At 62.8% G+C, this 7,204-nt stretch carries 10 protein-coding genes; all 10 read right to left on the reverse strand.

Annotated elements, in window-relative coordinates; all coding sequences use genetic code 11:
* Positions 1-3 precede the first annotated feature (3 nt).
* Positions 4-729 carry a universal stress protein gene (locus tag GB927_RS32645; protein WP_117371526.1) on the reverse strand — a complete coding sequence of 242 codons (726 nt, stop codon included), beginning with the start codon at positions 727-729 and terminating at the stop codon, positions 4-6.
* A gap of 109 nt (positions 730-838) precedes the next feature.
* Positions 839-1,954: an acetate/propionate family kinase gene (locus GB927_RS32650; RefSeq protein WP_256121326.1), complete on the reverse strand. Its 1,116-nt coding sequence runs from the start codon at positions 1,952-1,954 to the stop codon at positions 839-841.
* Positions 1,951-2,880, reverse strand: a complete 930-nt coding sequence (locus tag GB927_RS32655) for a bifunctional enoyl-CoA hydratase/phosphate acetyltransferase (RefSeq protein WP_256121327.1) — start codon at positions 2,878-2,880, stop codon at positions 1,951-1,953. The genes GB927_RS32650 and GB927_RS32655 overlap by 4 nt, the downstream gene beginning before the upstream one ends.
* Before the next feature lie 386 nt (positions 2,881-3,266).
* Positions 3,267-3,995, reverse strand: coding sequence for an arsenical resistance protein ArsH (arsH, locus tag GB927_RS32660; protein ID WP_035219897.1), 729 nt, complete (start codon positions 3,993-3,995; stop codon positions 3,267-3,269).
* The gene (gene arsC / locus GB927_RS32665; protein WP_035219779.1) at positions 3,970-4,392 is read right to left on the reverse strand and encodes an arsenate reductase (glutaredoxin); all 423 of its coding nucleotides are present in this window, start codon (positions 4,390-4,392) and stop codon (positions 3,970-3,972) included. Before arsC ends, arsH begins: the two co-directional genes overlap by 26 nt.
* A 2-nt stretch (positions 4,393-4,394) precedes the next feature.
* Complete coding sequence (gene arsB, locus GB927_RS32670) at positions 4,395-5,453, reverse strand: ACR3 family arsenite efflux transporter (RefSeq protein ID WP_256121328.1); 1,059 nt, start codon at positions 5,451-5,453, stop codon at positions 4,395-4,397.
* The gene (locus tag GB927_RS32675) at positions 5,453-5,980 is read right to left on the reverse strand and encodes an arsenate reductase ArsC (protein ID WP_256121329.1); all 528 of its coding nucleotides are present in this window, start codon (positions 5,978-5,980) and stop codon (positions 5,453-5,455) included. The genes arsB and GB927_RS32675 overlap by 1 nt, the downstream gene beginning before the upstream one ends.
* Positions 5,981-5,995: 15 nt before the next feature.
* Complete coding sequence (gene arsN2, locus GB927_RS32680; RefSeq protein WP_256121330.1) at positions 5,996-6,436, reverse strand: arsenic resistance N-acetyltransferase ArsN2; 441 nt, start codon at positions 6,434-6,436, stop codon at positions 5,996-5,998.
* On the reverse strand, positions 6,433-6,786 hold the full coding sequence (locus GB927_RS32685; protein WP_256121331.1) for an ArsR/SmtB family transcription factor: 354 nt from the start codon (positions 6,784-6,786) through the stop codon (positions 6,433-6,435). Before GB927_RS32685 ends, arsN2 begins: the two co-directional genes overlap by 4 nt.
* Positions 6,787-7,004: 218 nt before the next feature.
* Positions 7,005-7,204 (reverse strand): integrase core domain-containing protein (locus GB927_RS32690; protein WP_256121332.1); only part of this gene is annotated, 200 nt, incomplete at its 5' end.

Here is a 7,204-nt window from a genome sequence, read left to right on the forward strand (position 1 = left end):
GGATCAACAGGAAAGAAAGCGGGTGCGCGTGTTCTCTTCGAGAAGCAGGCCCGTGATTCCGCCGAACACCCATTCCCGCAGGCGGCTATGACCATAGGCGCCGGTGACGACGATATCGGCGTCGCTTTCGTCGACGAATTGCAGAAAGCCGATCGTTTCGTCGGCGCTTTTGATCATCTGCGGCCTGGCCTTCACATTGTGCCGGGCGAGATAGGAAACGATATCGGAGAGGCTCTGCCTCTCGGCCGGCGCGGGCTCCGGGGAAACGGAGACGACGGCGACGTCATAGGCGACCGAGAGCAGGGGAAGCGCATCCGCAATCGCGCGGCGGGCCTCGCGGGTGTCCTTCCAGCCGATGACGATCTTTCGTGTCGCAATCGTGTCGCAGTCGCTCCCGACCACCAGAAGAGGCCGGCCGGCACGCAGGACGACGGTCGCCGGGTCCGCGCGGTCTCCGGCCGCCATCAGCACCAGATCGGCGACACGGGCGGCCGCCACGACCGCCTCGGTCGGCGCCATCGTTTCGCCGCGCCATTCCGCCTCGATCCTGTTTGCCGCCAGATGGAGGAACGTGGCGCGAGCCTCCTCCATGCGCTCTGCGAGCGTTCCGGCGGCGCAAAGCCCTATGAGCCGAGCACCCGAGCGAGACGCCAGATCGACCGCGGCCTCCGTGATCGGCTCGACCGGCCGCTCGATATCGAGATTGACGAGAATGGATTGATAGAACACGCGTACATTCCTTCCGTTCCAGGCAAGCGGTCGGAAGCATAGCGCCGATAACGCGGCATATATTGATCCTGGTCAAGTGTTGCGCGGGGCCTCGCCATCGAGGACCGGATCAGCCGCCCCGTCCTGCCTCCAGCAATGCCTTGCCGTGGATCGCAAGCATGCGTTCCTCGTTCGCCGGGACGATCAAGGTCCGGAACGGCCGCAGGAATTCCAGCCGGGCGAGGATCGCATCGCGAACCGGTCCCGCATTTTCCCCGACGCCCCCCGTGAAGACGACGGCGTCGAGTCCACCCATGGACACTGCCATCATGGCCGCGAACTGCGCTACCTTCAGGGCAAAATAGTCGAGGGCGAAGCCGGCGCGCGGATCCGCGCTTTCGAGCAGGGCCTTCACGTCGTTGCTGAGGCCGGACAGGCCCTTCAGGCCGGAGCGCTCGTAGAGCGCATGTTCCACATCGTCGATGCCCATGCCGAGATTGCGCAGCATGTAGGTGACCGCGCCGGGATCGATCGCACCGGTGCGGCTCCCCATCGGCAGACCGTCGAGCGCGGTCATGCCCATGGTCGTGTCGACGCTTGCGCCGTCCTTCAGGGCACACAGGCTTGCGCCATTGCCGAGATGCCCGACCACGACCCGGCCGCGCGCAAGATCGGGGTGGTCACTTGCGAGCACGCGGGCAATCCACTCGTAGGACAGGCCGTGGAATCCGTAGCGGCGGATGCCCCGATCCCGCAGCGTCGCATCGACGGCGAAGACCTGGAAGAGCGGTGCATGGCCGGCGTGGAAGGCGGTATCGAAACAGGCGATGTCCGGGGCGTCCGACAGGCGGTCCGACGCCGCGATGCCCGCGAGATTGTAGGGCTGGTGCAATGGCGCGAGGGGCGCCAGCGCCGCAAGCCGATCGAGAATCCCGGGCGTGACGACGACAGGCGCGACGAAATCGGCGCCGCCATGCACGATCCGGTGTACCGTCGCCACCATGCGCCATGCGTCGTCGTATCGGTCGATGAGGTCGATCACCGCGGCCATGGCGGTCTCGTGGTCGTTCGCTGCAAGCGCCCTGTCGACATGGACATCGCTTGCCACGACCGTCGCGCTCAGCCTGGCCTCGGTGCCGATGCCGGTGACCTTGCCCTTGGCGAGCTTGTCGAGTGCCTCATAGCCGAAAACTTCGAATTTCAGGCTCGACGAACCGGTATTGAGAACGAGCAGGACGTCAGTCATTTGATGCGGCCCTTGGCGCGGGCATCCGCGAGGAGGCAGGCAAGCGCGCAGGACAGGAGGCGCGTGCGCTGGTCGTCGGCCCGGCTTGTCAGAACGATGGGGACGCGGGCGCCCAGCACGATGCCGGCCGCCTCAGCGCTGCCAAGAAACGTGAGCTGCTTCGCCAGCATGTTGCCGGCCTCGATATCGGGAACGAGAAGGATGTCAGCATCGCCGGCGACGGCCGATTCTATGCCCTTCTCCCGTGCTGCCTGCGGGCTGATCGCATTGTCGAAGGCAAGCGGCCCGTCGATCAGGCAGCCGGTGATCTGCCGGCGGTCCGCCATCTTGCAGAGTGCTGCGGCGTCGAGGATCGCCTGCATCTTGGGATTGACCGTTTCCACCGCCGCGAGAGCGGCGACCTTCGGCGCGCGCGCCTCGCCGAACACCACGCGCCAGAGATCGACCGCGTTCTGGACGATATCCGCCTTCACCGCGAGATCGGGCAGGATGTTGACGGCGGCATCGGTGATCATGAACGGTTTCGGATAGGATGCGATGCTCATGAGGTAGCAGTGCGAGATGCGCCGCTCCGTGCGCAGCCCCGCGCCGGCCTTCACGATCTCGCCCAGAAGCTCGTCCGTATGCAGCGAACCCTTCATGATGGCACCCACATGGCCGCTCGCGGCCAGTTCCGCCGCCTTGGCCGCCGCCGCATGGCTGTGCTCGGTATCGACGATCTCCCACCCCGCGATATCGACCCCGGCCTCTCTGGCCGCGTCGGTTATCCGCGCCGCCGGGCCGATGAGCACCGGCGTTACCAGATCTTCCTGCACCGCCTCGAAGCTGGCGGCAATGACATTGGCCTTTACCGGATGCACGATCGCGATACGGGTGGGCGGCAGCGCACGGCAAAGGGTGAGGATCGCATCTGTCTGTCGGCTCATGGAATGTTTCCCTGGAACTCTATGGAAAGAGCAAACCCTGCGTAGGAACGGTAATCTTCACGATGGTCCCAATGGAGGCAAGAGGTGTTCTACCCCTGTCGCGCCGCGCCATTCTGGTATTTGGCGGATGAACCGTGCCCGGGCTCTGGATAAGAAGCGATTGCAACCATGGGCGCTTGGATTTTGATGGTTCCGTTGGTGGGGGCTAACGGGCCGTATTGACCGCAACGGCTGTTGGTCGGCGGGCACACCGGCATGTATGTGATGGCACTTGCGTCTCCCGATCGACGGATTCCAACGTCAAGTTTTGCAAGCGCAGGCTTCGGTCAGCATTCTGGCTGTGGCACGAGGCATGACGTTCGCGCATCCGACATGAGCGAAGCCCTTCAAATCGACCGCAACGATACACGCTTCTCAAGCTCGGCCGCCTGTTCCTTGCGCTCACTGTAGCGGTCGGTGAGGTAGGCGGAGGCGTCGCGCGTGAGGACGGTGAACTTCACCAGCTCCTCACAGACATCCACCACCCGGTCGTAGTAGGACGAGGGCTTCATCCGGCCATCGGCGTCGAACTCCTGATAGGCTTTGGCGACCGAGGATTGGTTCGGGATGGTGACCATCCGCATCCAGCGGCCGAGAATGCGCATCTGGTTCACGGCATTGAAGGACTGGCTGCCGCCCGAGACCTCCATGACGGCGAGGGTTTTGCCCTGCGTCGGCCGGACCGATCCTACCGAGAGTGGAATCCAGTCGATCTGGGACTTCATGATGCCGGTCATCGCGCCATGGCGTTCCGGGCTCACCCAGACCTGCCCTTCCGACCATTGCGAAAGATCGCGCAATTCTTGCACTTTCGGATGACTTACCGGCGCTTCGTCAGGCAGCGGCAGACCCCTTGGGTCAAACATGCGAACCTCACATCCGAGCCGTTCGAGCAGCCGGCGGGCCTCGAATGCGAGCAGGCGGCTATAGGATATCTCGCGCAACGAACCGTAGAGGATCAGGATGCGCGGCCTGTGCGTCGAGAATGCCGGACGCAGGGCGTCGAGATCGGTCGAGTGCAGGTGATCGCCCTGCAATGCGGGAAATGTGTCAGGCAATGCGCTTTCCTTCCTGATCGAGAACCTGTTCACCGTCCTCCTTGAAGAACGGCTCCTTGAAGGTGTCGGGCAGAATGTCGAGTACCGCTTCAGACGGGCGGGCGAGCCGGGTGCCGAGCGGTGTCACGACGAAGGGGCGATTGATCAGGATCGGCGTTGCGATCATCGCGTCGAGCAACTGCTCGTCAGTCAGGTCTGGGTTGTCCAGACCGAGTTCGGCATAAGGCGTGCCTTTCTCGCGAATAGCTTCCCGAACGTTCAAGCCAGCGTCCGCGATCATCGTCGCAAGCTGCTCGCGCGTCGGCGGCTGCTGCAAATACTCGATGACAACAGGTTCGATGCCGGCAGCGCGGATCAGCGCCAGCGTGTTGCGGGACGTCCCGCAGGCGGGGTTGTGATAGATGGTCGCGTCCATGGTCAGTGCTTTTCGGTGGCGGTGGTTCTGGAAACAGCGGGGGCGGCCTCGTACCAGTCCTTCGAACGGTTCACGATCCAGACGACCGAGAGCATGACCGGAACCTCGATGAGAACGCCGACGACGGTGGCGAGTGCCGCGCCGGACTGGAAGCCGAACAGGCTGATGGCGGCGGCAACCGCGAGTTCGAAGAAATTGCTGGCGCCGATCAGAGCCGATGGCCCGGCAACGCAATGCCGCTCGCCGGTCATCCGATTGAGCAGATAAGCGAGCCCGGAGTTCAAATAGACTTGGATCAGGATCGGCACGGCGAGCAAGCCGATGACGGCGGGCTGGGCGATGATCTGCTCGCCCTGGAAGGCGAAGAGCAGAACCAGCGTCGCGAGCAGCGCCACCAGCGAGACCGGCTGCAATCTTGCAAGCACGCCGTCCAGTGCCCGCGTCGTACCGTCAACCGTGAGCCGGCGGCGGATGATCTGCGCGATAATAACGGGCACGACGATATAGAGGGCGACGGAAAGAACGAGCGTATCCCACGGCACGGTGATGGCGGAGAGGCCGAGCAGCAGGCCGACAGTCGGCGCGAAGGCGACGACCATGATGGCATCGTTCAACGCCACCTGCGACAGCGTGAACAGCGGCTCACCGCGCGTCAGGTTGCTCCAGACGAACACCATGGCCGTGCAGGGCGCCGCGGCCAGGATGATCAGGCCGGCAATATAGGAGTCGATCTGGTCGGCAGGCAGGTAGGGGCGGAATAGCCAGCCGATGAACAGCCAGCCGAGCAGCGCCATGGAGAACGGCTTGACGGCCCAGTTGATGATCAGCGTGACGCCGATGCCGCGCCAGTAAGTGCCAACCTGCGCGAGAGACCGGAAATCGATCTTCAGCAACATCGGGATGATCATCAGCCAGATCAGGATCGCGACGGGAATGTTCACCTTGGCGACCTCGGCCGCGCCGATGATCTGAAAGAGGCCGGGCATGAGATGGCCGAGGGCGACACCGGCGATGATGCACAGGAATACCCAGATGGTCAGATAGCGCTCGAACGTGGACATCAGGCGGACTTTCCCTGCGGCGACGTCGAACCTTCCATCGCACCGATCTGGCGAAGCTTCGTCTCAAGCGCCATGTGATCGATGGATGCCAGCGGCAGACTGACGAACGCGGCAATCCGGTTCTTGAGGAAACGCGCGGCCTGTGCGAAGGCACGCTGGATCTCGACGTCCGATCCCGTGACGGCGGCAGGGTCTTCGACACCCCAATGGGCGGTCATCGGATGGCCGATCCAGACGGGACAGGCTTCGCCGGCGGCGCTGTCGCAGACGGTGAAGATGAAATCCATCTGCGGCGCGCCGGGCTCCGCGAACACATCCCAGCTCTTCGACGAGAAGCCCGTCGATGGATAGCCGAGTGCCTCCAGCTCCTTCAGGGCATGCGGATTGACTTCGCCCTTGGGCTGGCTACCGGCGGAGAAGGCTTTGAATCGTCCGCCACCTTCCTCGTTGAGGATGGATTCGGCGAGAATAGAACGAGCGGAATTGCCCGTGCAGAGGAAGAGCACGTTATAGGTCTTGTCGATCATGGTCGTGGTCCGTGGTTAGGTCGGCGGCCGGGTAAGCCTCATGATGCTCGCTGACGATGGGCAGATGGAGGAAAGCTGGCGGGTCGCCAGCACGGCTGCGGGAACGCTGTCTCGCAGGACTTCAGAAAATCCGACGCGCGTGAAGAACGGTGCTGCGCTCGTCGTGGCAAGGAAGACGTCGCCAGCTTGATCGAGACCCGCCACCGCCCGCTCGACCAAAATGCTCCCCAGTCCTTGCCCCCGATGATCGGGAAGCACGACGACCGAACGGAGGAGAAAATCGTCGCCGCAGCGCTCGACACCGAGGAAACCGATAGCCCGGCCATCCGATGACAGCGCCCTGTAGAAGGTGCGGCCGTGATCCTCGATGTCGTCAGTTGGCAGATGTGCTTCCGTCAAGGCTGCCTTGAGGCCAGCGTCGTTGCCTTCAATTTGCTCCAACCTGATCGCGCTCATGACAGCTTCGCCTCCGGTGCGCAGCAGGGCGTCAGCTCGGCGATGAGCGGAGCGCAAAGCTCCGTCGATCCGCCACAGCAGTCCTTCAGGAGGAACAGGGTCAGCTCTCGCAGGCCGGCGAGGTCTGCCCGGTAGATGATCGACCGGCTCTGCCGCTCGCTCGTCACCAAGCCTGCCCGCGAGAGCGTCGCGAGATGCGCCGACATGGTGTTCTGCGGCACATCGATAAGGCGGGCAAGTTCGCCGGCCGGGATGCCATCGGGTTCATGCCGGACCAGAAGCCGGAATGTCTCAAGTCGTGTGGTCTGAGCTAAGGCGCCGAGCGCCGCAATTGCTGTGTTGTTATCCATATATCCAGATTATCGGATATATTGAGATTGTCAATCGCGGGCGGAGATTAACGTCGTGTACCCTTCTCGGACATGGCGACCACAAAGTCGCCAAGGGAGCTGATCCCCCATGCAAAGCGAATAGTCTCACGCATCGTCTTTTCCTTCCAGGTTCGGCGTCGGTCGAACATAGAAGTCGATGTAATCTTCTGAAGGGCGATGAGACATCCTTGTTTGGATTATAGGCGTTCGCGGAGGATTTCGTAAGGTGCCTTTCCATTGAAAGCGCCATGCGGCCTTGCAAGGTTGTAGAACCTCTCCCATTCGCTGAGCTTTTGAACGAGGTCGGTGTCGTCTGTATATGACAAAAGCTGGTAGAACTCTTGATCATCAGTGCGGTGTGACCGTTCGACTTTTCCATTTAGTTGGGGCGACGCTG

Origin of the sequence: Shinella lacus (assembly GCF_010994755.1) — a bacterium.
GTDB classification, from domain to species: domain Bacteria; phylum Pseudomonadota; class Alphaproteobacteria; order Rhizobiales; family Rhizobiaceae; genus Shinella; species Shinella lacus.